22 protein-coding genes are annotated in these 25,473 nt (G+C 59.4%); all 22 read left to right on the forward strand.

The annotated features are described in order from the left end of the window. The 22 genes from tssK (at window position 1) to C6A40_RS14485 (ending at window position 25,344) form a co-directional block, all read left to right on the forward strand. Complete coding sequence (gene tssK / locus C6A40_RS14380) at window positions 1–1,344, forward strand: type VI secretion system baseplate subunit TssK (protein WP_008502649.1); 1,344 nt, start codon at window positions 1–3, stop codon at window positions 1,342–1,344. 17 nt (window positions 1,345–1,361) lie between these two features. After that, window positions 1,362–2,600, forward strand: coding sequence for a DotU family type VI secretion system protein (locus tag C6A40_RS14385; RefSeq protein WP_008502648.1), 1,239 nt, complete (start codon window positions 1,362–1,364; stop codon window positions 2,598–2,600). A 3-nt stretch (window positions 2,601–2,603) separates the two neighbouring features. Continuing rightward, entirely contained in the window at window positions 2,604–6,224 is a 3,621-nt protein-coding gene (tssM, locus tag C6A40_RS14390; protein ID WP_114191300.1) for a type VI secretion system membrane subunit TssM, read from the forward strand. 16 nt (window positions 6,225–6,240) lie between these two features. After that, window positions 6,241–6,957 carry a type VI secretion system-associated protein TagF gene (gene tagF, locus C6A40_RS14395; RefSeq protein ID WP_008502646.1) on the forward strand — a complete coding sequence of 239 codons (717 nt, stop codon included), beginning with the start codon at window positions 6,241–6,243 and terminating at the stop codon, window positions 6,955–6,957. Between the two features lie 11 nt (window positions 6,958–6,968). After that, window positions 6,969–7,985, forward strand: a complete 1,017-nt coding sequence (gene tssA, locus C6A40_RS14400; RefSeq protein WP_045334972.1) for a type VI secretion system protein TssA — start codon at window positions 6,969–6,971, stop codon at window positions 7,983–7,985. A gap of 75 nt (window positions 7,986–8,060) precedes the next feature. Further along, window positions 8,061–8,585, forward strand: coding sequence for a type VI secretion system contractile sheath small subunit (gene tssB / locus C6A40_RS14405; RefSeq protein ID WP_008502644.1), 525 nt, complete (start codon window positions 8,061–8,063; stop codon window positions 8,583–8,585). Between the two features lie 3 nt (window positions 8,586–8,588). Continuing rightward, window positions 8,589–10,088, forward strand: coding sequence for a type VI secretion system contractile sheath large subunit (gene tssC / locus C6A40_RS14410; RefSeq protein WP_013096181.1), 1,500 nt, complete (start codon window positions 8,589–8,591; stop codon window positions 10,086–10,088). Window positions 10,089–10,167: 79 nt separating this feature from the next. Then, the gene (locus C6A40_RS14415) at window positions 10,168–10,599 is read left to right on the forward strand and encodes a Rap1a/Tai family immunity protein (protein WP_032647686.1); all 432 of its coding nucleotides are present in this window, start codon (window positions 10,168–10,170) and stop codon (window positions 10,597–10,599) included. Further along, window positions 10,596–11,090 (forward strand): T6SS effector amidase Tae4 family protein, encoded by a 495-nt coding sequence (locus tag C6A40_RS14420; protein WP_021240383.1) that lies wholly within the window; start codon window positions 10,596–10,598, stop codon window positions 11,088–11,090. The genes C6A40_RS14415 and C6A40_RS14420 overlap by 4 nt, the downstream gene beginning before the upstream one ends. Further along, window positions 11,075–11,524, forward strand: coding sequence for a T6SS amidase immunity protein Tai4 family protein (locus C6A40_RS14425; RefSeq protein ID WP_084832302.1), 450 nt, complete (start codon window positions 11,075–11,077; stop codon window positions 11,522–11,524). The genes C6A40_RS14420 and C6A40_RS14425 overlap by 16 nt, the downstream gene beginning before the upstream one ends. Window positions 11,525–11,704: 180 nt before the next feature. Then, complete coding sequence (locus C6A40_RS14430; protein WP_008502640.1) at window positions 11,705–12,187, forward strand: Hcp family type VI secretion system effector; 483 nt, start codon at window positions 11,705–11,707, stop codon at window positions 12,185–12,187. Window positions 12,188–12,254: 67 nt separating this feature from the next. After that, a complete protein-coding gene (locus C6A40_RS14435) occupies window positions 12,255–12,662 on the forward strand; it encodes a putative T6SS immunity periplasmic lipoprotein (RefSeq protein ID WP_008502639.1) in 408 nt (135 codons plus the stop codon). A gap of 81 nt (window positions 12,663–12,743) precedes the next feature. Then, a complete protein-coding gene (gene tagH, locus C6A40_RS14440) occupies window positions 12,744–14,504 on the forward strand; it encodes a type VI secretion system-associated FHA domain protein TagH (RefSeq protein ID WP_045334970.1) in 1,761 nt (586 codons plus the stop codon). Then, on the forward strand, window positions 14,501–15,298 hold the full coding sequence (locus C6A40_RS14445; RefSeq protein ID WP_008502637.1) for a PP2C family protein-serine/threonine phosphatase: 798 nt from the start codon (window positions 14,501–14,503) through the stop codon (window positions 15,296–15,298). Before tagH ends, C6A40_RS14445 begins: the two co-directional genes overlap by 4 nt. 16 nt (window positions 15,299–15,314) lie before the next feature. Continuing rightward, window positions 15,315–16,313 (forward strand): hypothetical protein, encoded by a 999-nt coding sequence (locus C6A40_RS14450; RefSeq protein ID WP_045334968.1) that lies wholly within the window; start codon window positions 15,315–15,317, stop codon window positions 16,311–16,313. Between the two features lie 9 nt (window positions 16,314–16,322). Continuing rightward, window positions 16,323–17,135 carry a type VI secretion system accessory protein TagJ gene (locus C6A40_RS14455; protein WP_008502635.1) on the forward strand — a complete coding sequence of 271 codons (813 nt, stop codon included), beginning with the start codon at window positions 16,323–16,325 and terminating at the stop codon, window positions 17,133–17,135. Continuing rightward, a complete protein-coding gene (tssE, locus tag C6A40_RS14460) occupies window positions 17,128–17,691 on the forward strand; it encodes a type VI secretion system baseplate subunit TssE (protein ID WP_024909842.1) in 564 nt (187 codons plus the stop codon). The genes C6A40_RS14455 and tssE overlap by 8 nt, the downstream gene beginning before the upstream one ends. A 2-nt stretch (window positions 17,692–17,693) precedes the next feature. Continuing rightward, entirely contained in the window at window positions 17,694–19,565 is a 1,872-nt protein-coding gene (tssF, locus tag C6A40_RS14465) for a type VI secretion system baseplate subunit TssF (protein ID WP_045334963.1), read from the forward strand. Beyond that, on the forward strand, window positions 19,562–20,605 hold the full coding sequence (gene tssG, locus C6A40_RS14470) for a type VI secretion system baseplate subunit TssG (protein WP_045334960.1): 1,044 nt from the start codon (window positions 19,562–19,564) through the stop codon (window positions 20,603–20,605). The genes tssF and tssG overlap by 4 nt, the downstream gene beginning before the upstream one ends. Before the next feature lie 38 nt (window positions 20,606–20,643). After that, window positions 20,644–23,259, forward strand: a complete 2,616-nt coding sequence (gene tssH / locus C6A40_RS14475; RefSeq protein ID WP_045334958.1) for a type VI secretion system ATPase TssH — start codon at window positions 20,644–20,646, stop codon at window positions 23,257–23,259. Between the two features lie 24 nt (window positions 23,260–23,283). Further along, window positions 23,284–24,702, forward strand: coding sequence for a serine/threonine protein kinase (locus C6A40_RS14480; RefSeq protein ID WP_025913114.1), 1,419 nt, complete (start codon window positions 23,284–23,286; stop codon window positions 24,700–24,702). A 231-nt stretch (window positions 24,703–24,933) separates the two neighbouring features. Beyond that, entirely contained in the window at window positions 24,934–25,344 is a 411-nt protein-coding gene (locus tag C6A40_RS14485) for a hypothetical protein (RefSeq protein ID WP_230469170.1), read from the forward strand. Window positions 25,345–25,473: the final 129 nt, after the last annotated feature.

Raw genomic sequence — 25,473 nt, forward strand, 5'->3', positions numbered from 1 at the left:
ATGACGAAAGCAGAAAAGGTCGTCTGGACCGAAGGCATGTTCCTGCGTCCACACCATTTTCAGCGGACTGAAAGCTATCTGCTCAACCATGTTCGTGAATGGGGCGCGCTGCAGCGATCGTATCTCTGGGGCTTTCTCGACGTTGAACTGGATGAAGCGATGCTTCGTCAGGGATGCATTGCCCTGAGCTACTGCAGTGGGCTGCTGCCGGACGGCACCTTTTTCCAGGTGCGCAACGGGCGTAACGGTCCAGTACCGCTGAAAATTCCTGACAATCTCACCAACGAAAAGGTGGTGCTCGCACTGCCGGTTCGTCGTGGCGAGAGAGAAGAGGTGATTTTCAGCGAAGAGCCATCCTCGCTGGCGCGCTTTATCGCGTTCGAGCAGGAGGTGGAGGACGATAACGCCATGTCGGTGGGGGATGCTACCGTCCAGTTTGGCCGCCTGCGTCTGACCCTGATGCTCGAAAAAGACCTCACGGCGGAGTGGACCGCCATCGGCGTGGCGTTTGTGACCGAGAAGCGTAACGACAACCACGTGCGGCTCGACAACAGCTACATCCCGCCGATGCTCAATGCCAATAACAGCCCGCAGATCTACAGCATGATCAACGATCTGCACGGCTTACTGGTGCAGCGCAGCCAGCAGATTGGCGGCCGTTTGCGCCAGCCCGGCCGCTTTAACACCTCTGAACTGATCGAGTTTACGCTGCTGTCGCTGGTTAACCGTCATCTGGGCGAGGTGTCTCATTTAAAAACCCTCCCGCTGCTGCACCCGGAAACCCTCTGGCGCAGCTGGCTGCCGTTTGCCACCGAGCTCGCCACCTGGACGTCGCAGCGTACCGCCGAAAGCGTGCTGCCGATTTACGATCATGACGATCTGGCGAACTGCTTCAGCAAGCTGATGCTGATGCTGCGTCAGGGGCTGTCGCTGGTGATGGAAGACCACGCTATCCAGCTGCCGCTTAACGAGCGCTCTCACGGCCTCAACATCGCCACGGTGCCTGAAACCAGCATGGTGCGTGAGTTCGGCTTCGTGCTGGCGGTCAAAGCCAACGTGCCGGGCGAACACCTGCAAACCCATTTCCCGGCGCAGATGAAGGTCGCACCGGTGTCGAAAATCCGCGATCTGGTTCAGCTTCAGCTGCCGGGCATTATGCTGCGCGCCATGCCGGTTGCACCGCCGCAGATCCCGTGGCATGCCGGCTACAGCTACTTTGAGCTCGAAAAGGGCAGCGAGCTGTGGCACGAGATGGATAAGTCCGGCGCATTCGCCCTGCACCTTGCGGGGGAGTTCCCGGGGCTGGATATGGAGTTTTGGGCCATCCGTAGCCCGACAGAATAATAAAGCGAGCGCTTAATATGCAGGAACGACAGGATACCGGCAGCGATGCCGCGTTCACCGGGGCCAGTAGCAACAATCAGCTGGTGGCGGCCGCCAATCCGCTGCTCAATGCGATTCCGCAGATCCGTCATTCGGTATCGCACGACGACCAGGTGGCGTTACGCCAGCGCCTGATCGATGAAATTCGCCGTTTCGAAGTCCGCTGTCAGCAGGCGGGGCTGCCCTACGAAGTGATCGTCGGGGCACGCTACTGCCTCTGTACGGCGCTTGATGAAGCCGCCGCGCTCACCCCCTGGGGCAGCAGCGGGGTCTGGTCAAGCAACGGCCTGCTGGTGACGTTCCATAACGAAACCTGGGGCGGCGAGAAGTTCTTCCAGCTGCTGGCGCGCCTGTCGCAAAACCCGCGCGAGCACATTCTGCTGCTGGAGATGATCAACTACTGCCTGCTGCTCGGCTTCGAAGGACGCTATCGGGTGCTGGACAATGGCCGCACCCAGCTTGAGACCATCAAGCAGCGGCTGTGGCAGATGATCCGCGGCGTGCGCGGCAGCTATCCGGCGCCGCTTTCTCCCCATCCGGAAGATCGCCCTGTGCTGCGCAAGCTCTGGCGGCCGATGGTTCCTCTCTGGGCCTGCGTGGCGCTGGCCGGGTTTATCGCCTGTCTGTTTTATATCGTGCTCAACTGGCGTCTTGGCGACAGCACCAACCCGGTGCTGGCGAAGATTTACCAGTCCCAGCTGCCGGAAACCACTATTCAGCAACCGGCGCGTCAGCTTCCGGCAGTGCTGAACCTGCGCGGCTTCCTGAAACCGGAGATCGAGGCTGGCCTCGTCGCGGTGAAAGACGAAGCGGATCGCAGCGTGGTTATCCTGAAAGGCGACGGGCTGTTTGCCTCTGCCTCGACCGTCGTGCGCGACCGCTATGAACCGGTCATCCACCGCATCGCGCAGGCAATGAATAACGTGAGCGGCAAAATTCTGGTGGTGGGCTACAGCGACAACGTGCCGATCCGCAGCGCGCGCTTTGCCTCTAACTATGAACTCTCTCTGGAACGCGCCCGCTCGGTACAGAAAATGCTGCAGGGAAGCCTCTCTCAGCCTGGCCGCGTGAAAGCGGAAGGGCGGGGCGAGATTAACCCGGTGGCGCCGAACACGACGCCTGAAAACCGCGCCCGTAACCGCCGTGTGGAAATTACTCTGCTGGTGTCGCCTGAAAATACCCAGGCCGAGCTGAACGGATTGCCGCAAGGAAACTAAGGAATGCTGACGACTCTTCTTTCCATACTGACTAACCGCATTCTGTGGAGCTTCCTCGGCGTCACGGCGCTGGCGGCGGTGATCTGGATGATTGGCCCGCTGTTGTCCATCGTGGACACCCGGCCGCTTGAATCTGAACAGAACCGCATCATCAGTATCGCCGTGGTCTATCTGCTGTGGGCGCAGGGCCACATTCTGCCGCGTCTTTATAACGCCTGGCTGAACCGCAAGCTGATGGACAAGCTCAATGAGAACACCACCTGCCCGGAAGCGGCGGATCCGCAGAAGCGACTGAACAACGAGGAGCAGATCCTCGCCAGCCGTTTTGATGAAGCCGCGCAGATGCTGAAAAAAGCGCACTTCAGCAAGGCGGGACAGGGCGCTCAGTGGACGCAGCGCTTCAGCACACAATACCTCTATCAGCTGCCGTGGTACGTCATTATCGGCGCGCCGGGTTCCGGTAAAACCACGGCGCTGGTCAACTCCGGGCTGCAGTTCCCGCTGGCCGACCGTTTCGGTAAGACCGCCCTGCGCGGCATTGGCGGCACGCGCAACTGCGACTGGTGGTTTACCAACGAGGCCGTGCTGCTGGACACCGCGGGTCGCTATACCACCCAGGAGAGCGAGCAGGTGCAGGACGCCGGGGAATGGCTGCAGTTCATGGGGTTACTGCGCAAGTATCGCCGCCGCCAGCCGATCAACGGTGTGATCGTCACCATCAGCATTTCTGACCTGCTCACCCAGTCAGCCGAGGCGTCCCGCCAGCAGGCGGTGAACCTGCGTCAGCGTCTGTCCGAGCTGCATGAACAGCTGGGGATTCGCTTCCCGGTCTACGTGATGGTCACCAAGGCCGACCTGCTTAAAGGCTTCCGCGCCTGGTTTGCCGACTACGATAAAGCGCAGCGCGACCAGATCTGGGGCTTCACGCTACCGTGGGAACAAACCAAACACGCCGATTACGACCTGATGGGCAATTTCCAGCAGGAGTTTTCTCTGCTGCAGCAGCGCCTCGACGCCGGGCTGCCGGAAACCATGCTCAAAGAGCATGACGCGAAGACCCGCGCCGAAGCGTATCTTTTCCCGCAGGAGTTCGCCGCGCTGCGTCCGCTGCTGGCGGATTACCTCAGCACGGTCTTCGCCCGCTCGAACTTCGAAACCGAGTTCTCTCCGCGCGGGATCTACTTCGCCAGCGGGACGCAGGAAGGCATGCCGTTCGACCGCGTGATGGGCGAACTGAACCGCGCGCTGTCGCTGCCGGAAGGGGCAGAGAGCGATAACTGGGATTCGGTCAGCAAAGAATCGCCAATCCCGGGCGCAAAAGGCCAGAGTTTCTTCATCAAGAACCTGCTGCAAAACGTCATCTTCCAGGAAGCCGGGATCGCCGGAGAAAACCGCTGGTGGGAGCTGCGCAACCGGGCCGTGATCTGGTCTGGCTATGCGGCGCTGCTGGCCCTGCTGGTGATCCTGGGTGGACTGTGGCTCACCAGCTATGCCAAAAACAAGGCCTACCTGGAAGAAGTGGATGCGAAAGTTCCGCTGCTCGACCAGCAGAGCAAGGCCTTACAGAACCAGACCCAGCGTGACCTGTTCGAACTGCTGCCGCTGCTGAATAGCCTGGTGGATCTGCCGAAAAGCGACGCGTTTGATGTGAACGATCCGCCGGTCTCCCGACGTATGGGGCTTTATCGCGGGGATGACGTCAGCGACGCCTCTCAGTCCCTGTATCAGAAAGCGCTGGATCAGATGCTGCTGCCTGCCGTCGCCATGCACATCACCACCTGGCTTCGCAACGACAACGGCAGCGATGTGGAATACAGCTACGAGGCGCTGAAAGCCTATCAGATGCTCTATCAGCCGAAGCACTACGACGGCAAATTCCTGCATTCGTGGGTAATGCTCAACCTGCAGCGTAACCTGCCGCAGAACGTCACGAAGGCGCAGCTGCAGCAGCTTGAATGGCACCTGACGCAGCTGCTGGAGCCGAAAATTCAGGCCTCGCCGTACGCGCAGGACGAGTCCCTGGTGGCGCGCGAAAGAGCGATGATCGGCCAGCAGCCGCTTTCAACCCGCGTCTACGGCCGCCTGAAGCGCCTGCTGGAACATGACGACAACCTGAAGCCGGTCTCCCTTTCCGACCTGGGCGGACCGCAGAGCGAGCTGGTATTTTCCCGCAAAAGCGGCAAGCCGGTGAGCGAAGGCGTTCCGGGTCTGTATACGCCGGACGGCTACTGGAAAAGCTTTAACGGCCAGATTGACAGCGTCACTACGGCGCTGCACGAGGACGACGCCTGGGTGCTGGGGGCCGCCACCGCGCAGGAAGATAAGCAGCAGATCGATAACGCCGTGCGCCAGCTCTATATGCGCGACTTTATCGCCAACTGGGATCGCTTCCTCGCCGACATCCAGCTCAATAACAGCGCCGACCTTTCCCAGCGCATCAACACCGCGCGCCTGCTCTCCGGCGCCAACTCGCCGCTGCGCCGTCTGGTGCAGAACCTGAGCCAGGTCCTGACGCTGTCACGCAATGCGCCAGCGCCGGAAGATGCGGGTAAAGCGCAGGATCAAAGCAACCGCGCCACCCGTACGCTGGAAGCCCTGTTCAGCAACAACGACGCTGCACCGACGCAGGCCGCGGTGGTTACGCAGGCACCGGAACAGCTGGTGACCGACCACTATGCGCCGATGATTGAGCTGGCGCAGCCGCTGGAGAAGGGCGGGAAGACCATCGTGTTTGACGATTTTCTCAAGCAGGTGGATGAGCTGTATCGCTACCTGACCGCCGTGCAGGATGCCGCCAACAGCGGCATGCCTGCGCCGGGCGGGGAGGCGATCAGCCGTCTGCAGGCCAGCGCCGGTCGTCTGCCGGGCGGGCTGCAAACCATGTTCAGCAACATGGCGGTAGGCGCCAGCAGCGATACCCAGCGTCGTGACCTGGAAAACGTGCGTAAGCGCATTAACGTTGAAGTGGGTGGTTTCTGCCGTCAGGCAATTGCCGGTCGCTACCCGCTGGTGCGCAGCGCCAGCACCGAGGTGACGCCGGACGATCTCGCGCGCATGTTTGCGCCGGGAACCGGGCTGATGGACGCCTTCTTCCGCGACAATCTGACCAACAAGGTGGATACCACGCAGGCCAACTGGCGCTTTATGCCGGGCATTGACGGAAAAACGCTGCCGGGAAGTGAAGGGCTGCTGAGACCGTTCCAGCAGGCCCAGTCGATTCGCGACGCCTTCTTTGCTAACGGCGCAACCTCGCCGTCTTTCAAGGTGACGGTTCGCACCGTGCGAATGGATAACACCATTCTGAACCTGACCCTGGACGTGGACGGTCAGCTGCTGCGCTACAGCCACGGCCCGCAGGCCGTGCAGATCATGAACTGGCCGGGGCCGGGCGGCACCAACCAGGTCCGCATGCAGCTGGGGCTGGCGAACGGCAGTACGGCGACGCTGGTCACCAACGGCGCCTGGGCGCTGAACCGCTTCTTTGATAAAGCGAGCACCAGCCCGGGGGCGGGTAGCCTTAGCCGTCAGGCCACCTTCAACGTCGACGGACATCAGGTCACGCTGGAGTTTGCGCCAAACAGCATTCGCAACCCGTTCCAGCTTCCCCGTTTCTCATGCCCATAACCGCAAGGACAGCCGTATGACGAATACCCCTGCGATGAACCGCTACAGCTGGTATGGCAAGTTACCCAGCGCCGGAGATTTTTTGCAGCGCCGCTTTCCTGACACCTTACAGCGCCAGTGGTCGCACTGGTTCCAGGTCGGTCTGCTGGCCTGGCAGCAGGAAGAGCAGCGCAGCGGCGAGCGCCCGTTTCAGAAAGCACCCGTCTGGAATTTTGTGGTACCGCCCATGCTGGGCAGCCAGATGATCCAGATGGGCTGTCTGCTGCCCGGGCGCGACAGCGTCGGCCGACAATACCCGGTTTGCATTCAGCTGAGCTTCGCCCCGTCAGAGTGGTCGACCAGCCTGCTCAGCCAGGCCGAAAGCTGGTATCAGCAGATTGGACGCCTGGGGCTGCACGCGGTGCGCAACAGTTTTTCCGCCTCGCAGCTCGACGAGATGCTGATGTCCATTCCGGCGCCGCAGCCGGTCGAGCCGCAAAAGCGCTCCGACATCCTGGATGTGATTGGCTACGACGAGGACGGCCAGAGCACGCTGGGCTGGCCTCAGGCGGCAGAGTGCTTTGACCCGCTGCGTCAGACCAGCTACTGGTGGACCAACCGCTGCGACGGATACCCGCTCTACACCCACGTGCACAGCGGTAACTTTACCGGGCAGCTTTTCACCCTGCTGTTCGATCCGGCAGGGGGCGCCCGTCCGGGGCGTCACGGTCTCTATCCGCCTATGTTTGAATAAGCAGGGATCTCATGAATATCGAAGAATTTCTCGCGCCCATAAGCCCCGACAACCCCTGCGGCGAAAACCTGGAGTACGACGCTGACTTCCAGGCGATGAACCAGGCAAGCCTTGGGAAAGCGGAACAGCAGTTTGGCGACACCATCATCCCGGCGGAGCCTGCTGACTGGAACACGGTCGAAAAATACGCCACCAGCCTGCTGACCCGCACCAAAGATCTTCGCGTCCTGCTGGCGTTAACCCATGCCTGGACCCGCCGTCGCGGGCTGGCAGGCTACGCGGACGGATTGCTGCTGGTGCAGGAGGCGATCGCCCGCTACTGGGAGCCGCTCTATCCGCTGCTCGAAGAGTATGGCGAAACCGACCCGTTCTACCGCATCAACGCTCTCGCCGGGCTGAGTGATAAATCCGACCTGACGGTCGCGGTACGTAACGCCTCGCTGCTGCGTTCAAACGGCGATGAAATTTCGCTGCGGGATGCCCAGGCGCTGCTGGACGGCAGTAAAACCGAATGCCCGGACTATCCCGGCGGGCGCCCGCGGCTGATTGACGAGCTGGCTCGCGGCGACCAGCCGGGGACCGCCGCGGTCATCGTCATTAACGAACGTCTGCTGGCCATTCGCGAGCTGCTCATCGGGCATCTCGGTGAAAGCGGCGTGCCGGAGATGGAGCAACTGCTGAAAACCGTGGGGCTGGTGGCCAGCGCCTGTCAGGTGACCGACATCAGCAAGCTGCTGCCGAACCGTGAGGCGCAGGCTGAACCCCAGACTGAGCAGCAGCCGACGGCTACGCAGCCCGTTCAGCCGGTGACCGACTGGCGCAGCGTGCAGGTCACCAGCCGCGCCGACGCCCAGCTGATGCTGGAAAAAGCGAAGCAGTATTTTGCGCAGTACGAACCGAGCCACCCCGCACCGCTGATGATTGAACGGGTGCAGCGGCTGTCAGAACTTAACTTTATGGACATTATTCGCGACCTGGCGCCAGACGGCGTTAACCAACTGGAAAACATCTTTGGGCGCCGCGAATAGCGCGTCCAGGCATTATGACGTCAGGCATGGAGCCTGGCGTTTCACCTTCACCGCGCATCTTTGATGGAGAACATCATGGCAATGAGTAACAGTGGGCAGAAATTCATCGCACGTAACCGTGCCCCCCGCGTGCAGATCGAGTATGACGTAGAGATCTACGGTGCAGAACGTAAAATTCAGCTGCCGTTTGTGATGGGCGTTATGGCCGATCTGGTCGGCAAACCGGTGGAAAACCTGCCGGCCGTCGACGAGCGTAAATTCCTCGAAATTGACATCGACAACTTTGACGAACGCATGAAGGCGCTGAAGCCGCGCGTGGCGTTCCAGGTGGATAACACCCTGACCGGCGAAGGTAAGCTCAACGTGGATCTGACCTTCGACAGCATGGACGACTTCCTGCCGGACGCGGTGGCCCGCAAGGTTGAGCCGCTGAACAAGCTGCTGGAAGCGCGCACCCAGCTCTCCAACCTGCTGACCTATATGGACGGTAAAAACGGTGCGGAAGAGCTGATCGCAAAAATTCTGCAGGATCCGACGCTGCTCAAATCCCTGAGCCAGTTGCCGAAAAATGACGAAAGCGCGAAAGGTAGCGAGGAATAATCGATGAGCAACCAGACTCAACAACACGAGCAGCAGGCGGGTCAGGCGTTCAGCCAGGATGAATTCAGCGCGCTGCTGAACAAAGAGTTCCGCCCGAAAACCGACCAGGCGCGTTCCGCCGTCGAAAGCGCGGTCAAAACCCTGGCGCAGCAGGCGCTGGAAAATACCGTCACCTTCTCGAACGATACCTACCGCACCATTCAGAACCTGATTGCCGGTATCGACGAACAGCTGTCACAGCAGGTGAACCAGATCATTCACCATGAAGAGTTTCAGAAGCTGGAAAGCGCCTGGCGCGGCCTGAGCTACCTGGTGAACAACACTGAAACCGACGAGATGCTGAAGATCCGCTTTATGAGCATCTCCAAGCAGGAGCTGGGCCGTACCCTGAAGCGCTACAAGGGTGTGGGCTGGGACCAGAGCCCGATCTTCAAGAAGATCTACGAGCAGGAGTACGGTCAGTTCGGCGGCGAGCCGTTTGGCTGCATCGTCGGCGACTACTACTTCGACCACAGCCCGCAGGACGTTGAGCTGCTGGGGGAAATGGCGCGCATCGGTTCTGCGGCGCACTGTCCGTTCATTACCGGTACCGCACCGGGCGTGATGCAGATGGAGTCCTGGCAGGAGCTGGCCAACCCGCGCGACCTGACCAAGATCTTCCAGAACACCGAATACGCCGCCTGGCGTTCACTGCGTGAATCCGAAGATGCCCGCTATCTGGGCCTGGTGATGCCGCGCTTCCTGTCGCGCCTGCCGTACGGCATTCGCACCAACCCGGTGGACAGCTTTGACTTTGAAGAGCAGACCGACGGCGCGAACCACAACAGCTACGCCTGGGCGAACGCCGCGTACGCGATGGCCGCCAACATCAACCGCTCCTTCAAAGAGTACGGCTGGTGCACCTCAATTCGCGGCGTGGAGTCCGGCGGGGCGGTGGAAAACCTGCCGTGTCACACCTTCCCGAGCGATGACGGCGGCGTGGACATGAAGTGCCCGACCGAGATCGCTATCAGCGATCGTCGTGAAGCCGAGCTGGCGAAAAACGGCTTTATGCCGCTGGTTCACCGCAAAAACTCCGACTTTGCTGCCTTCATCGGCGCGCAGTCCCTGCAAAAACCGGCCGAGTACCACGACCCGGATGCCACCGCCAACGCGCGTCTGGCTTCTCGCCTGCCGTACCTGTTCGCCTGCTGCCGTTTTGCCCACTACCTGAAGTGCATCGTGCGCGACAAAATCGGCTCCTTCCGCGAGCGCGAAGAGATGGAGCGCTGGCTGAACGACTGGGTCATGAACTACGTGGACGGTGACCCGGCCAACTCCTCCCAGGAGACCAAGTCCCGCAAACCGCTGGCGGCTGCGGAAGTGCAGGTGCAGGAGATTGAGGACAACCCTGGCTACTACGCCGCGAAGTTCTTCCTGCGTCCGCACTACCAGCTGGAAGGTCTGACCGTTTCCCTGCGTCTGGTTTCTAAACTGCCGTCGCTGAAGACGAAAGACGCGTGATAATAATTGCCGGCCCGCAGGGGCCGGCCATTTGTGCGTAAAAGCTTAACTTATTTCTGTCAGTGAATAAGGATATACGGTGAAATATATACTTTTGATCGCAACCAGTTTGCTGGCAGTTTCTACTCTGGCAAGCGCGGACGCCGGAAATTATAAATACCCTCAAGCGGAAGCGTTGCCTCAGGATGACACATCAAACTTCCAACGCGATCCGACGTTGTTAACGGGATACGATTTAAATTTGAGTGCAGATCGTTTCGCTAAAGCCTGGCTGTCGAAAACGAATGAACGTGAACGCATCAAGGCAAATATGTATCTTCTCGGCGTAGTCGACGCGTCTGAGGGCACGGCATGGTGCAAGGGCAGGCCTTTTTTGCCAAATACGCTACATGAGTTTCTCTATTCTCGTTTTGCGAACTTATCGAAACAACAAGGCGAGGAACGCGCTTCAAAAATCATCATTGACGGAATGAAAGAATTACGCCCGTGCAAAAAGGAGAGTGACAAATGAGACCATTATACGAACAACTAAAACGTCAGCATTACTCTTCAAATCATACCCGTGCGGGTTTTGCCTCGGGTGAACAGGTCTTCTCAGAAATTGGCTATGATTATTCAACGATTATCAAGCAGCAACCGGCATACGAAAATACCTGTGCGGTAAGAATGAGTCTGGCATTGTTAAAATGTAATGTTGAATTCACAGGGCGTTTACCCATAAAGTCGGGCCCCTATAAAGGAAAAACAATCGAACCCGGCGCAAAATTACTTGCGGATCAACTTTATAAATCCCATGTGTTTGGCAAGGCAGAAATCTTTACCGATCGCGAGGCGGGTGCGCGATCGATGTTGGGCCGAAAAGGCGTTGTTTTCTTCAATAAAATTGATGGGTATGGCGGTGGTCATATCGACCTTATCGAGCCTCTGAGTAATAATTCGTTTATATGTAACTCCGATTGCTTTCCGTACTGTCAGGAAATCTGGTTTTGGGAATTAAAATAATTTCATCCAGGCAGCTAAAGACAGCATTTCTTTTGCTCGCTTGCTTATGTTTTTCTGCTCGCGGCGATAACCCATACGTTGATTTTTATCAGCAGCAAACATACCGGCAGGTAGTTAAAGATTTTGTCCTTGCGCGCTGCCTTGCGCAGGTGGCAGATAAAGGCAGCCAGTTTTCTGCTGACGCCGCTCGCACTGCGAGTGCATTCATTGAGTGGATACCTTTTGATGCTGAAAATGGCACTGAGAAAATGGATGCGCTCATTGGAAAATATAAAGATCACATTAACGGGTTTCATGCTGAGCGAAAGCCCGACGTAAAAGGTGTCACGTTAAATTGTCTGCGTCTTTATCATAGTGACGAACTTAATAAACTTGTTCCTCAATTAATCATCGGAAATCCTGACCGCACCTGGATTCAGGATAATCCACAATAGTAAAAGACTTCACATTCTTTCCATTTATTCCGGGGGAATGTAAGACTGTCAAATGACACGGGTCATTTGATGTGAGGCAGAGGTAAAATATGGACGGTTTTATTCAGCCCCATGCTTTCCTGTTTGCCATATAAGTGCTTTTTCGAAAGCAATATTGTTCATCCACGAAGAGTAGATATTATGGCTATTGATATGTTTCTGAAGGTCGAGGGTGTTACGGGCGAATCGAAAGATTCTAACCACACCGGCTGGACTGATATTACCTCCTTCTCCTGGGGCGCTTCCCAGCCAGGTAATATGAGCGTTGGCGGTGGCGGCGGTGCCGGTAAAGTTAACTTTAACGACCTGCACGTTAACGCGCTGATCGACAAATCCACCACCGCTATCCTGAAACACTGCGCAAGCGGTAAACACCTGACCAAAGTTGAGCTGTCCGTTTGTAAAGCGGGCGGCCAGCAGGTGGAATACTCCCGCATCACGCTGGAAGATGTGCTGGTGACCTCTGTGCAGTACACCGGTGCTGACAATGGCGATACCGTTGGTGTGACCTATGCATTCCAGGCTGCGAAAGTGAAACAGCAGTACTGGGAGCAGACCACGTCGGGTGGTAAAGGTGCTGAAAGCAGCGCTGGCTGGAACATCAAAGAGAACAAAGAAGCGTAATTGCGCATGTGGCCGGGGAATTCTCCCCGGTCATTATCAACCTCAAGAGCCCTCAGGATTGGCGGGCATGATTATGCAAAAGTTATTCGGTGTGTTTGCAGTCACGTTAATGGTCAGCGCCTGTTTGTCTCATCCAGAACAATATCAGTCGCTTTCGGTAACGCTTAAAAATAATGAACCCTGCTTTGCTATCCCTGCTAATTCCGGGTTAGAAGCGCCGGTCACCAGCCATTCACCCACCATTATGAAACGCGCGGGAAATGAATGGAAAGCGGTATCGCCGCCGTCAACGTTTAGCCCTGAAGTGACGTTAACGACCCAACAGTGTCACCAGTGGCAGGGGATTGCGTGGCAAGCCGGAGAATATGATGTTGCTCTGAAGGTGTCAGGGAAAAACGATTCTATTCGCTATGCGGCCCGCTTCACCTTACAAGAAGGTCCCTCCGGCCAGTTTAAGCTTACGCAGACTGAATAGAATGTGTTAACCCCAAACGCCGCCGTTCTCGCCCCGAGAGCGGCAGCGTTTGAGCGCTAATCATACCAGCAGGAATACGCCATGCGATTCACGATTATTTCTACGAAACCCGGTCATCAGCCGCCGCAAAGCAGCTGTGATTTTTACGCCCCGGGCGGCACCATTGGGCGCGGTACGGATAACAATCTGGTATTGCCGGACAATGACCGCACCATCTCTCGTCTGCAGGCCATTGTTCACGTTGACGCTCAGGGCGAATGCCGCGTCACCAACCGCGGCAGCGTTACCCGTGTGGTATTAAATGACATTCCGCTGGAGCGGGGACGTCAGGTTGAGCTGCAGGATGGCGACATTCTCGGTATTGATGACTACCGTATCGAAGTGACCGAGCTTATCCACGATACGCAGCCGGTAAGCCGCATGGCGGCCAGCCTGCACCAGCAGGCGCGTCCGACCGTGGCTCCTGCGCCTGCGCAGCAGCCGAAACCGGCGAGTGCCGCACCCCGTGGAAAAGCCGAGCCGACCGCCGTGCCAACGGAGATCTGGGATAGCCTGATGCAGGAGTTTTCCATCTCCGACAGCATCTCCAGCAACCGTACAAAACCGCAGCCTGCGGCATCGCACGATCCGTTCTCCCAGCCTGCAGCCCCGGAGCGTAACGCCGAAGATCCGCTGGCGATGTTCAACGACAGCGATCCCACGCTCGAACGTAAGCATGTCGATCCGGACTCGCTGTTCAGCGACGAAGCGCTGTTTAAAAAAGAGAGCATTTTTGACGATGTTACGCCTTCCACGCTGGTGCCACCGGTTGAGACCCAGCCAGCCCCGAACGAAGAGGGGACGGATGAGCTCGATCCGCTGGCCCTGTTTGGCGGTAAGTCCAGCGCGCCAGCCGCGCGTAATGACGACCCGCTCGGGCTGATGGGCGGCGCGCCGTTAACCCATTCGGATGACGTGATTAACGAGAAGCCAGCCCCCGTGCCGGAACCTGAGCAGGAAGAGGACGCGCTGGCCGATTCTCCGCTGTTCGCCCCTGAGCCGCAGGAAGAAACGCGTGCTGAAGAGGAACCCGCGCGACCGGATTACGCTGGCTTCACCATGCCAACGCCACAGGCCGTTGCGCGCAGCAGCGCTCAGGCACCGAAGGGTCGCCTGCGCATCGATCCGGTCAATAACGCCGCCGCCCCAACCGCCACGGCAAACAGCGGTGAGAAGGGCGAAGTGCTGCAGGGCGAGCTGCTGGAGGCGCTGCTGGAGGGGATGGGGCTCAGCGAAATGCAGCCCGTTCCGCAGTTTGACCGTGAAAATATGCGTCAGCTGGGGCAGATCCTCGGCATGTTCTCCCAGGGTACTGTGGCGCTGCTCTCCTCGCGCTCCATTCTCAAGCGCGGCGTAAAAGCCGACATGACCATGGTGCTGGACGATGCCAACAACCCGTTCAAGCTGTTGCCGACCGGCAAAACCGTGTTAATCCAGATGTTCGGCACCCCGATGCCGGGCTTTATGCCGCCGACCAAATCCGTGCGCGACGCGCTGATCGACCTGCAGGCGCACCAGCTGGGCATGATCTCCGGCATCCGCGCCATTATTGCCGCGATGCTGCAGTCCTTTAACCCGGAACAGCTGGAAGAGCAGGCGAAGCAGAACGGCATGACCTCGCGTCTGGCGCTGCCGGGCAGCCGCAAAGCCGCCCTGTGGGACTACTTTGTTCGCAGCTATGGCGAGACGGCGGGCGAGATTGAGGACGACTTCCACACCCTGTTCGGCGAGGCCTTCCTTCATGCGTATGACATGGAGGTGAATCAGTACAAAGACTCACAGAGCGGATCGGAAGACAAATGAATATCGCAACGGCTTCTCTCTCCCGCCAGGGGACGCGCGCCAGCAACCAGGATCAGACGGGAGAAACCATTGGGGAACGTTCAGCCTGCTTTGTCGTCTGCGACGGCATCGCGGGGCTGCCGGGCGGCGAAGTGGCCGCCGCGCTGGCCCGCAACAGCATTATCTCCCGCTTTGATGGCGACAAACATCTTAATGCGCAGCATATTCGCGACTACGTGCAGACGGCGAATCGCACTATTCTCAGCGAACAGCAGGCCGTTCAGGACTATCGCCGGATGGGCACGACGCTGGTTAGCCTGTTCATTGACCGTGATTACGGGCTGGCCTACTGGGCCCATGCCGGAGACAGCCGCCTGTACCTGTTCCGCCGGGGATGGCTGTGGCATGTGACCACCGACCACAGCCTGGTGCAGCAGATGAAAGATGCCGGGCACCAGACCGACAACCTGAACAGCAATCTGCTCTATCTGGCGCTGGGAATTGAAAACGGCGGGCCGGAAGCGAGCTACAGCGACGTGGTGCAGGTTGAAGACGGCGATGCCTTTTTACTCTGCACCGACGGGTTCTGGCACGGCGTCAGCGAAGAGCAAATGAAGCAGTCGCTGCATATGGTGAATACGCCGCAGGAGTGGCTGACCTTAATGAACCAAATCATTCAAAAGAATGGCGAACAGGAGGGGAATGCCCAGGATAACTATACTGCCCTGGCGGTATGGATGGGCAACCCTCAGGACACCACTTTGCTGCACACCCTCTCTGATGCAGCACAATTTCTTCCCTGCGGAACTGATTAGACACACAAGGAACGATATGAAACTTTGGCTATCGGGTTTGGCACTTCTGGCGGCGACTTCTACCGCGCAGGCTGAAAATTTCCGCATCGTGCAGTCTCCTGCGCAGAAGCTGGATATCTGGATCGACAACATCAAAGACAACACGCCGCAGAGCTGGTGTAAGCCTGAGGTGGCGCTGCGCATTGTGGCGAACGGCAAGAAAGACGTCTCCGTGCTGGAGAACTTTGTGCCGCGTCTTGGCGCGCTGCTGGAACACCAGTGCAGTAAAGTCAATAAACTCAGCTGGACGCTCAACGATCCGGCGGGTACCACGCTGGCGCAGGGCACGGCTGGCAAAGCGCAGGACTGGGCGCTGGTGGTGAAACAGGAGCAGGCCGCGCCTGCTGTGACCGTCACCGCCACCCCAGCCAGCGGCGCGTTACTGCCGCCCGATCAGAACGTGGCTTCCCGCACCGTTGCCGCCGACCGTACGCCGTGGCAGGAGTTTACCCTGCAGGACGGCTGCCACCTGCGCACCTTCTGGGAAGGGGGCGCCTCTGCACCGGCGCTCTTCATTCCGGATTCTGACACCACCCGCTGCGGCAACGGCAGCTGGCTGAGCGGACACACCGTTGTGTCGCAGTCCCGCAACGGCGGGCAGAAAGAGATGGCGGTAACGTACATTCATGGCTTCCCGGTCACCGGGCTGAATCAGAGCGCCGACCCGGAAAACGCGCTGATCACCTCCGTCAACAAAGAGCGCATGGTATTCAGCACCCCAAACAGCGACCAGAGCTGGATGATCCTGCCTTACGACAGCGCCCTGAACAGCTGGAAGAGCAACGGCACCGTCGCGGTGGAGATCTCCCGTGAAACCGCCAGCGACGATGCAAAGCTGCAGGCGCGTATCGCCGCGGTGAAAAAAACCTGGAGCGCCTGGGTGGCACCCGGCACCCCGCTGAATATCGTTCTGATTGACACCCTGCGTCCTCAGCTGCGCGATCCGGCCGTTGGCGCATGGCGTGCGGCAAATTAAGGAATGGCGATGAATACGCTCTATCAACACCTGGCGGGTGAGTCGCTCAACGACGCGCTCGCGCGTCTGGAAGCAGAAATCAAAGCCCGTCCGGCGGATGCCGACCTCCGCGCCGCGTTCGTGCAGTTTTTAACCCTTAGCGGCAACTGGACGCGTGCCCTGACCCAGCTGAAAAGCTGGCTGGCGCTGAAGCCGCAGGCGAAACCCACCGTCACGCTGCTGGAGCAGTCCATTCAGGGCGAGCTGCAGCGCGCGCAGGTGATGGCGGGACAGGCGCGTCCGGCGATGCCTGAAACCCAGTGGCCGTGGCTAACCACCCTTGCGGCGGCGCTGAGCGAGGAGGGCGAGCGCGCGCAGGCGCTGCGTCTGGAAGCCCTTGAGCAGGCGCAGGCCACCCCCGGCCAGATTACCCTCGAAAACGAGGAGACGCAGGCCTTTGACTGGCTGATGGACGGCGATGCCCGTCTCGGCCCGGTATGCGAAACCATCGTCAACGGGCGCTATTTCTGGCTGCCGTTTAACGCTATCGCGGAGATCCGTTTCCAGGCGCCTGCCAGCGTGACCGACCTGGTCTGGCGTCACGCGCTGGTGCGCCTGACGGACGGGACGGAGCAGGTGTGCCAGATCCCGGCGCGTTACCCGTTTGCGGCCGATGCCTCTGACGCGGTTAAACTCGGGCGGACCACCGACTGGCACCCGCTCGATACTGACGGCACGCTGTATGAAGGCCAGGGCCAGAAGGCCTGGCTGAGCGAGCAAAGCGAAAGCCCGCTGCTGTCCTTAAGCCTCGTGACGTTTGCGACGGATGGAGCCGATGAGTAATCCCGCTGGCGAAGGCGATCTGCTGCGCAGCGGCTGGCAAGCCCGCAGCAAGCAGGAGAAGGTGGGGGCGCGCGACAAAATGCAGCCCTCGCTGCTCGATCGCCTCACTGATAACGACCCGGAAAAAAAGCGTGAGTCGGCCAACAGCAATCTGATCACCCACGCCGCCCTGCGCCGCAATGTGCTGCGCGATTTGCAGTGGCTGTTTAATACCATCAACCACGATGCCTCCGGCGATTTAAGCGCGCTACCGCACGTGAGCCGCTCGGTGGTTAACTTCGGCGTCGCGCCCCTGGCCGGGAAAAGAATGTCGGACATCGAATGGCACGACATTCAGCGCAAGCTCACCGAGGCCATCATCAATTTTGAACCACGCATTTTGCCGCAGGGGCTGCAGGTCCGCTGCGTGTCGGATACCTCCTCGCTGGATCTGCACAACGTGCTCTCCATCGAGATCAAAGGGCGTTTATGGTGCGTGCCGTACCCGCTGGAGTTTCTGTTTCGCACCGATGTCGATCTGGAAAACGGCCATTTTGAACTGAAAGATGCGGGGTAATCATGGAAAGTAAACTGCTCGAATACTACAACCGTGAGCTGGCCTACCTGCGCGAAATGGGGGCCGAGTTTGCCGAACGCTACCCGAAAGTCGCCGGACGGCTGGGCATGCGCGGCATCGACGTGGCGGACCCGTATACCGAACGTCTGATGGAAGGGTTCGCCTTCCTGACCTCCCGCGTGCAGATGAAAATGGACGCGGAGTTTCCGCGCTTCTCCCAGCGTCTGCTGGAGATGATTGCGCCGAACTATCTTGCGCCCACACCGTCGATGGCGATTGCGGAGATTCTGCCCGACAGCAGCCGGGGCGACCTGAGCAAGGGCTTCATCGTGCCGCGCGGTACCATGATGGACAGCCTGGCGCTGAAAAAAACCGGCGTGACCTGCAGCTATACCACGGCGCACGAGGTCAACCTGCTGCCGCTGAAAATCGACAAGGTCGAGCTGGGCGGAGTTCCCGCCGATTTGCCGCTCGCACAGCTGGGTCTGAGCCAGCGGGGGATCGGCAGCGCCCTGCGGATCCGCATCGCCTGCGACGGCCCGCAACATCTCGGGCACCTGGACTTCGACCGTCTGGAATTTTTCCTCGCCGGTCCGGATATCGAGGCGCTGAAGCTGCTGGAGCTGGTGATGGAGCACCACGCCGGGATCGTCTGTCAGACGGTCAGCCCGCAGCCGCAGCGGCAGCTGCTGGCGACGGACGCGCTGCGCCAGGAGGGATTTGAGCCTGACCAGGCGCTGCTTCCGGACGATCTGCGTAACTTTGACGGCTATCGCCTGCTGCAGGAGTATTTCGCGTTTCCGGCCCGTTTCCGCTTCATTAGCCTCAGCGGTCTGAGCACGCTCATCCAGCGCTGTGAAGGTGAAAAAGCCTTCGACATCTTCATCCTGCTGGATAAGTCGGATGAACAGCTGGAGCGCGTGGTCGATGCCAGCCACCTGGCGCTGCACTGCACCCCGGTCATCAACCTGTTCCCGAAAGTTGCGGCGCGGCAGAAGCTTAATGACGGTCAGCATGAATACCATCTGGTGGTCGATAACATCCGTCCGCTGGATTATGAAATCTACGCGGTAAAAAAAATCTATGGCAGCGCGGACGGCCAGCGTGATGACCAGACGTTTCGTCCGTTCTGGAGCACCTGGAGCGGCGATGCGGGCAACTACGGGGCCTATTTTTCCCTGCGACGCGAGCAGCGCGTGCTGTCCGAGCACGCCCTGCGCTACGGCACCCGTACCGGCTATATCGGCTCGGAGGTCTTCGTCTCGCTGGTGGATGAACAGCACGCGCCGTGGCAGGAAAACCTGCGCTATATCTCTGCCGAGGTGCTCTGCACCAGCCGTGACCTGCCGCTGATGCTGCAGCAGGAGCTCGGGGAGTTCATTATGGCTGACTCCATGCCGGTGAAATCCCTCACCCTGCGTAAAGGGCCGACGCCGCCGCGTCCGGCGCTGGCGGAAGGGTTCAGCACCTGGCGGCTTATCAGCCAGCTGCAGATGAACTACCTCAGCCTGATGGACAGTGACAATGAGGAGGGAGCTGCCGCGCTGCGCCAGCTGTTAGGGCTGTACGCCAACCTGGCCGAAACGCCCGTGGCGCGTCAGGTGGAGGGCGTTCGCCACTGCGTGCTGGAGCCGATTCACCGCCGCGTGCCTGAACCCGGCCCGGTGGTGTTCGCCCGCGGGATCGGCATTACCCTGACGGTGGATGAGCGAGCCTTTTCGGGGGCCAGTCCGTGGCTATTCGGCAGCGTGATGGAGCGCCTGTTTGCCCGTCTGGTCTCTATCAACAGCTTCACCGAGTTTACCCTGAAGAGTCAGCAGCGCGGCGAGATTGGCTACTGGGCGCCGCGCATGGGTAAAAGGGCGCTGATATGAGTGACGCCGCCACTGCACCGCTGCGCGTGCATCGCCTGACGAAGCTGCCGGACGCGTTCTGGCACGGCGTCCGTGAGACGCCCTGGCGCTACGATCTGTTTCAGCTGTTAAGGCGCATTGATGCCCAGGGCGGCGAGCGCTATCCGCTGGGCCGCGCGCCGCTGCCAAAATTTGAACCGCTGCGCATCGGCCAGCAGCCGTCGATGAGTTTTGCCCCGTCGACGCTGGCCAGGGTGCGTCAGCGGGAAGAGAGCGGGCTGCATGAGGTCTCTATCCTCAGCTTCGGCCTGTTTGGCCCGAACGGCCCGCTGCCGGTCCACATGACCGAGTACGCCCGCGAGCGTATTTATCATCATCAGGACACCAGCCTGAGCGCGTTTGCCGATCTGTTCCACCATCGTCTGGCGCTGCTGTTTTACCGCGCCTGGGCGGATGCGCAGCCCACCGTCTCGCTGGATCGCGCCGATAACAAGCGCTTTGAGGGCTATCTGGCGTCGCTGATTGGCATGGGCCAGCCGGGTCAGATGGACAACGGCAGCCTGAGCGCACACGCGCGCTTTACCCACGCCGGGCACCTGACCCGTCACGGGCGGGATCCGGAGGGGCTGGAGAAGATCCTGCGCAGCTATTTTAAGGCGCCGGTCAAACTGGTCAGCAACGTGCCGCAGTGGATGCCGCTCTCCGCGCGCGAGCAGGCGCAGCTGGGAGCAGGACGCCGCATGCCGCGCATGGGTGAGTCCGCCTTTCTCGGCGTCGCCGTCCGCGACGTGCAGCATAAGTTTCGCATCGAGATTGGCCCGCTGAGCGCGGAGGAGTACAACCGCTTTCTGCCGGGTGAAGCGTGGGTCACCGAGCTGCGCGACTGGGTGCGTCAGTACGCCGGAGTGGAGTTTGAATGGGAAACGCGGGTGATCCTGCGCGCAGACGCGGTGCAGGGCGCCACGCTCGGCAGTCATGGGCGATTAGGCTATAACACCTGGCTGGGCCTTCAGCCGCAGCCTGTCCCGCGCGGCGATCTGGTGTATCGCGCAGAGCGGTAATCCTTCCGTCTACCGAATCATTGTTAATGGAAACTAACATGTCAGAAATTAGCCGTGCCGTGCTTTTCGGCAAACTGGATACGCTGTTATTTACCTCTCTGGAAAGCGCCACTGCGTTCTGCAAGCTGCGCGGCAACCCCTATGTTGAGCTGGTGCACTGGCTGCATCAGATGATGCAGCAGCAGGATGGCGATCTGCAGCAGGTCATCCGCCACTTTGCCCTCGACGAGCAGCAGCTGACGCGCGATATCGTTGCCGCGCTGGATGTGCTTCCGCGCGGGGCGAGTTCCGTTTCCGATCTCTCCGAGCATATCGACAGCGCCGTGGAGCGCGCCTGGGTCTTCGGCTCGCTGAAGTTTGGCGTCAGCCGCATTCGCGGCGGCCATTTGCTGATCGGCATACTCAAAACCTGGAATCTGGCCAACGTGCTGAAAAGCATTTCGGCGCAGTTCACCCGCCTTAACGTCGAGGTACTGATTGAGCAGTTCGATACCATCTGCGCCAACAGCAAAGAGACGCAGCAGGCCGCTGCCGCCGTCGACGCACCGGCGGGTGCAGTACCGGCTGCTCAGGGGACGCTGGCCCAGTACGGTCAGGACCTGACCGCCCGCGCCCGCGAAGGGAAGATTGACCCGGTCGTCGGGCGCGACGAGGAGATCCGCCAGATGGTCGATATCCTGATGCGCCGTCGTCAGAACAACCCGCTGCTGACCGGGGAGGCCGGAGTCGGGAAAACGGCGGTGGTGGAAGGGCTGGCGCTGCGTATCGCCGACGGCGACGTGCCGGAGCCGCTGCAGAACATTCAGCTGTGGCTGCTGGATATCGGTATGCTGCAGGCCGGTGCAGGCATGAAAGGCGAGTTTGAAGCCCGTCTGCAGGCGCTCATTAACGAAGTCCAGTCCAGCGCCACGCCGATCATTTTGTTTATCGATGAGATCCACACCCTGATTGGCGCAGGCGGCCAGCAGGGGACCGGCGATGCAGCGAACCTGCTGAAGCCAGCCCTGGCGCGCGGCCAGCTGCGCACCATCGGCGCCACCACCTGGGCAGAATACAAAAAGTACATTGAGAAAGATCCGGCGCTGACCCGTCGTTTCCAGACGGTGCAGGTTCACGAGCCGGACGAAGCGAAAGCCATTCTGATGCTGCGCAGCACCGTGTCGCCGCTGGAGACGCACCACCAGGTGTTGCTGCTCGACGAAGCGGTCAGCGCGGCGGTGAAGCTGTCCCACCGCTACATCCCGGCGCGTCAGCTGCCGGACAAAGCCGTTGCGCTGCTCGATACCGCCTGCGCCCGCGTCGCGGTCAGCCAGAGCGCGCCGCCTGCGCAGCTGGAAGACTGCCTGCGCCACCTTGCCGCGCTGGACGTGGAAATTGAGATCGCAGAACGCGAAGCGCGCGTGGGGGCCGGTGACGCCGAGCGCGTAACCGCTTTACTCGCCGAACGCGACGCGTATGAGACAAAACGCGAAGCCCTGGCCCGGCGCTGGGAAGAAGAGCGCAGCCTGGTGCAGGAGATTATCCGCCTGCGCGCCGCGCTGTTCGCGGCGGGCGAAGAAGATACCGCCGAGCTGCGCGGCCAGCTGGCGGAGCAGCAGCAGGCGCTGAACGCCTTACAGGGAGACGAGCCGCTGCTGTTTGCCGCGGTGGATGAAAACGTGGTCGCCGCGGTGGTCTCTGACTGGACCGGGATCCCGCTGGGCCGGATGGTGAAAAACGAGATCGACGCGGTACTCAACCTTGCCGACACGCTGAACCAGCGCGTTATAGGCCAGCGTCACGGTCTGGACCTGATTGCCCGCCGCGTGAAAACCTCCCGGGCGAAGCTGGACGACCCGAACAAGCCGGTGGGCGTCTTTATGCTGTGCGGTCCGTCCGGCGTCGGTAAAACCGAAACCGCGCTGGCGCTCGCCGAATCTCTGTACGGCGGCGAGCAGAACGTCATTACCATCAACATGAGCGAGTTCCAGGAAGCGCACACCGTCTCCACCTTAAAAGGTGCGCCTCCGGGGTACGTAGGGTATGGTGAAGGCGGGGTATTAACCGAGGCCGTCCGCCGCCGTCCATACAGCGTCGTGCTGCTGGACGAAATTGAGAAAGCGCACCCGGACGTCCACGAGATCTTCTTCCAGGTCTTTGACAAAGGCTGGATGGAAGACGGCGAGGGGCGCCATATTGATTTCCGCAACACCATTATTATTCTGACCTCCAACGTCGGCACCGAGCTGATTAGCGCCATGTGCGCCGATCCGGACCTCATGCCGGAGCCTGAGGCCTTAAGCGGCGCGCTGCGCCAGCCGCTGCTGGAGGTGTTCCCACCGGCGCTGCTGGGCCGTCTGCTGGTGGTGCCGTACTACCCGCTCAGCGACGAGATGCTGGGGCAGATTGTTCGCCTGCAGCTTAAGCGTATTCAGCGTCGTCTGGAGGAGAATCACAGCATTATTTCTGAGTTTGACGACAGCGTGGTGGAACAGATTGTTCAGCGCTGCACCGAGGTGGAGTCCGGCGGCCGCATGGTGGACGCTATTCTGACCAACACCCTGCTGCCTCAGATGAGCCAGATCTTACTTACCGCCAGCCGCAGCGACGAGCAGTACCGACGTTTGCACGTCACCTGCGAGCAGGGCGAGTTTCACTGTCAGTTTGCCGCGTAATAATCATCAAGAGAACTGTAAAAGATGACGGATAATGATAACAATCGGACTGTCCCAAACGCGCTCCCGGTCGGGTACCGCTTCAACGAGTTTGAAATCAAAGAGGTGATCGGCGGCGGCGGTTTTGGCATTGTCTATCGCGCGTGGGATCACCAGCTCGAACGCACTATCGCTATCAAAGAATTTATGCCTTCCTCGCTCGCCGTGCGCGGCGACGACATGACCCTGGTGCTGCGCAGCGAGCGCTTTGGCAAAGCGTTCTCCGCGGGCCTGAACAGCTTTATCCAGGAAGCCCGTCTGCTGGCGCGCTTTAACCACCCGAACCTGCTGCACGTCCTGCGCTTCTGGGTACAAAACGACACGGCCTACATGGGGACGCTGTTTTACAGCGGCACCACGCTTTCGCGCCTGCGCGAGGAAAAGCCGGAGCTGATCAACGAGGCCTGGATCCGCCGCACGCTGCCGATGCTGTTCGGTGCGATCAAGACCATCCACGACGAAGGCTACCTGCACCGCGACATCTCTCTGGATAACATCCAGATCCAGGATAACGGCCTGCCGGTGCTGCTCGATTTCGGCTCCGCGCGCCGCACCATCGGTAACCTTTCCGATGAAACGGAAACCATGCTGCGCCCGGGCTTTGCGCCGATTGAGCAGTACACCGACGACAACGAAAGCGAGCAGGGCCCGTGGACGGACATTTACGCCCTCGGCGCCGTGCTGCGTACCCTGATTGTGGGTTCTCCGCCGCCGGTCAGCGTGGTGCGCTCGATTCAGGATACCTGCAAACCGCTGGTGGAAATCATGCCGCAGGGCTATTCCATTCCGCTGCTGCAGGCCATTGACCGCGCGCTGGCGCTGCACATGGAGGACCGTCCACAGTCCATCGATGAGTTCGCCGCGCTGATAGAGATGCCGGTCGCCGGGATTAACGACGTGCTGACGGCGAAAAAGCCCGGCACGATGCTGGTACCGGTGGAGGAGGAACAGCCGGCGTCGCTGCTCGACTGGCGTCGCTACAGGATCCCGGGCATGGTTGCCGCAGGCGTGCTGGTCGGCGTTGTCGCTGGCGCGATGCTGTTCAGCGGCGGCAAAGATGCGCCAGAGCAGGCTGCGCAGGCACCGGCAGAGACGCGTCCAACCGAAACCGCCGCGAACGCCCCAGACGTGAAGCCAGAAACGGTGAAGGTGAGCGAACCGGCGACGGCACAGCAGACGCCACCGCCTGCCGCGAGTCCTGTTGCGTTGGTCTATATCCGCATCCTCGACGGCGAAACGCTGAAAGTGAACGGCGAGCCAAAAGCGCTGCGCCCGGGAACCAACGGCTATGCATCGCTCAAGCTGCCGGCCGGTGAGGCGAAGATTGAACTGCAGGGCAACGGAAGAACGCGTGGCCAGACGCTGGATATTACCAAGCCGGGCACCTGGCTGGTGAATCCGTAGGAATATAAACAGGGGAGACTATGGAAGTGTACGATCTTCGAAGTCTTAGGCTTCATTCAAAGGAGTACGAGAAGATTGTCTCTCCTGTTTGTGCGTTTTGAATTTATTCCTAACCCGGAGGGTTGAGTTGAAGCCAATATGTGCTCCCCCATTTTTTTAAATAACAATAACGGGCGTACACAAAACAAGCTCGCTCATTTAAATAGCCATCTATGGTATTTCTGGGGAGGTATGGATCTTCTCGCAATATTGCTTTATTGCGTGAATTCAGTTCGCCAGCACAGAATTCCATTCATTTCTGACGCAAAAGCGTTTAGTGATTCGTTGAATTATTATGCAGGTGATGGTTTCAGCATTTTGGTCATGCTTTTTTTTGTGCTTGACTTACTTTTATTACTCTCTTTGTGTACTTCGGCCTGTTTATTCTTCAAGCGAAAGATCGGAGCGGTTAAACTTGCCCTCGCTCAGGAATTATTTCGCTTGATTTCATTCAGATGTTCGGTCTCATTGTTCCCTCTTTTAGTAAGTATGTTTGATTTTTCAAACATCTGGTTGAATGTAGGTTTATTTGTCACATCAGAGTCACTGAAAATCTACTCTCTTGTTTTTTGGATGATCAAGAGGGAAAAGCCCCTTTCTTGAATGACGCTTTATCACAGATGCAGAACCTCTTATCTGCATCGCATAAGCTAGATGGAATAAAGATTATGCTCAACCGAATTACCGTTCAGCTCCCGGTGGAGGGGCTTCTGTTCTGGAAACTGACGGGCC

The sequence above is a fragment of the Enterobacter sp. GER_MD16_1505_Eko_090 genome, from assembly GCF_003331015.1.
GTDB lineage: Bacteria > Pseudomonadota > Gammaproteobacteria > Enterobacterales > Enterobacteriaceae > Enterobacter > Enterobacter roggenkampii.

Bases quoted from the DNA above. Each gene is read 5' to 3' on its own strand.
- tssK (WP_008502649.1), top strand. From the start codon at position 1: ATGACGAAAGCAGAAAAGGTCGTCTGGACCGAAGGCATGTTCCTGCGT.
- C6A40_RS14385 (WP_008502648.1), top strand. From the start codon at position 1,362: ATGCAGGAACGACAGGATACCGGCAGCGATGCCGCGTTCACCGGGGCC.
- tssM (WP_114191300.1), top strand. From the start codon at position 2,604: ATGCTGACGACTCTTCTTTCCATACTGACTAACCGCATTCTGTGGAGC.
- tagF (WP_008502646.1), top strand. From the start codon at position 6,241: ATGACGAATACCCCTGCGATGAACCGCTACAGCTGGTATGGCAAGTTA.
- tssA (WP_045334972.1), top strand. From the start codon at position 6,969: ATGAATATCGAAGAATTTCTCGCGCCCATAAGCCCCGACAACCCCTGC.
- tssB (WP_008502644.1), top strand. From the start codon at position 8,061: ATGGCAATGAGTAACAGTGGGCAGAAATTCATCGCACGTAACCGTGCC.
- tssC (WP_013096181.1), top strand. From the start codon at position 8,589: ATGAGCAACCAGACTCAACAACACGAGCAGCAGGCGGGTCAGGCGTTC.
- C6A40_RS14420 (WP_021240383.1), top strand. From the start codon at position 10,596: ATGAGACCATTATACGAACAACTAAAACGTCAGCATTACTCTTCAAAT.
- C6A40_RS14430 (WP_008502640.1), top strand. From the start codon at position 11,705: ATGGCTATTGATATGTTTCTGAAGGTCGAGGGTGTTACGGGCGAATCG.
- C6A40_RS14435 (WP_008502639.1), top strand. From the start codon at position 12,255: ATGATTATGCAAAAGTTATTCGGTGTGTTTGCAGTCACGTTAATGGTC.
- tagH (WP_045334970.1), top strand. From the start codon at position 12,744: ATGCGATTCACGATTATTTCTACGAAACCCGGTCATCAGCCGCCGCAA.
- C6A40_RS14445 (WP_008502637.1), top strand. From the start codon at position 14,501: ATGAATATCGCAACGGCTTCTCTCTCCCGCCAGGGGACGCGCGCCAGC.
- C6A40_RS14450 (WP_045334968.1), top strand. From the start codon at position 15,315: ATGAAACTTTGGCTATCGGGTTTGGCACTTCTGGCGGCGACTTCTACC.
- C6A40_RS14455 (WP_008502635.1), top strand. From the start codon at position 16,323: ATGAATACGCTCTATCAACACCTGGCGGGTGAGTCGCTCAACGACGCG.
- tssE (WP_024909842.1), top strand. From the start codon at position 17,128: ATGAGTAATCCCGCTGGCGAAGGCGATCTGCTGCGCAGCGGCTGGCAA.
- tssF (WP_045334963.1), top strand. From the start codon at position 17,694: ATGGAAAGTAAACTGCTCGAATACTACAACCGTGAGCTGGCCTACCTG.
- tssG (WP_045334960.1), top strand. From the start codon at position 19,562: ATGAGTGACGCCGCCACTGCACCGCTGCGCGTGCATCGCCTGACGAAG.
- tssH (WP_045334958.1), top strand. From the start codon at position 20,644: ATGTCAGAAATTAGCCGTGCCGTGCTTTTCGGCAAACTGGATACGCTG.
- C6A40_RS14480 (WP_025913114.1), top strand. From the start codon at position 23,284: ATGACGGATAATGATAACAATCGGACTGTCCCAAACGCGCTCCCGGTC.
- C6A40_RS14485 (WP_230469170.1), top strand. From the start codon at position 24,934: ATGGATCTTCTCGCAATATTGCTTTATTGCGTGAATTCAGTTCGCCAG.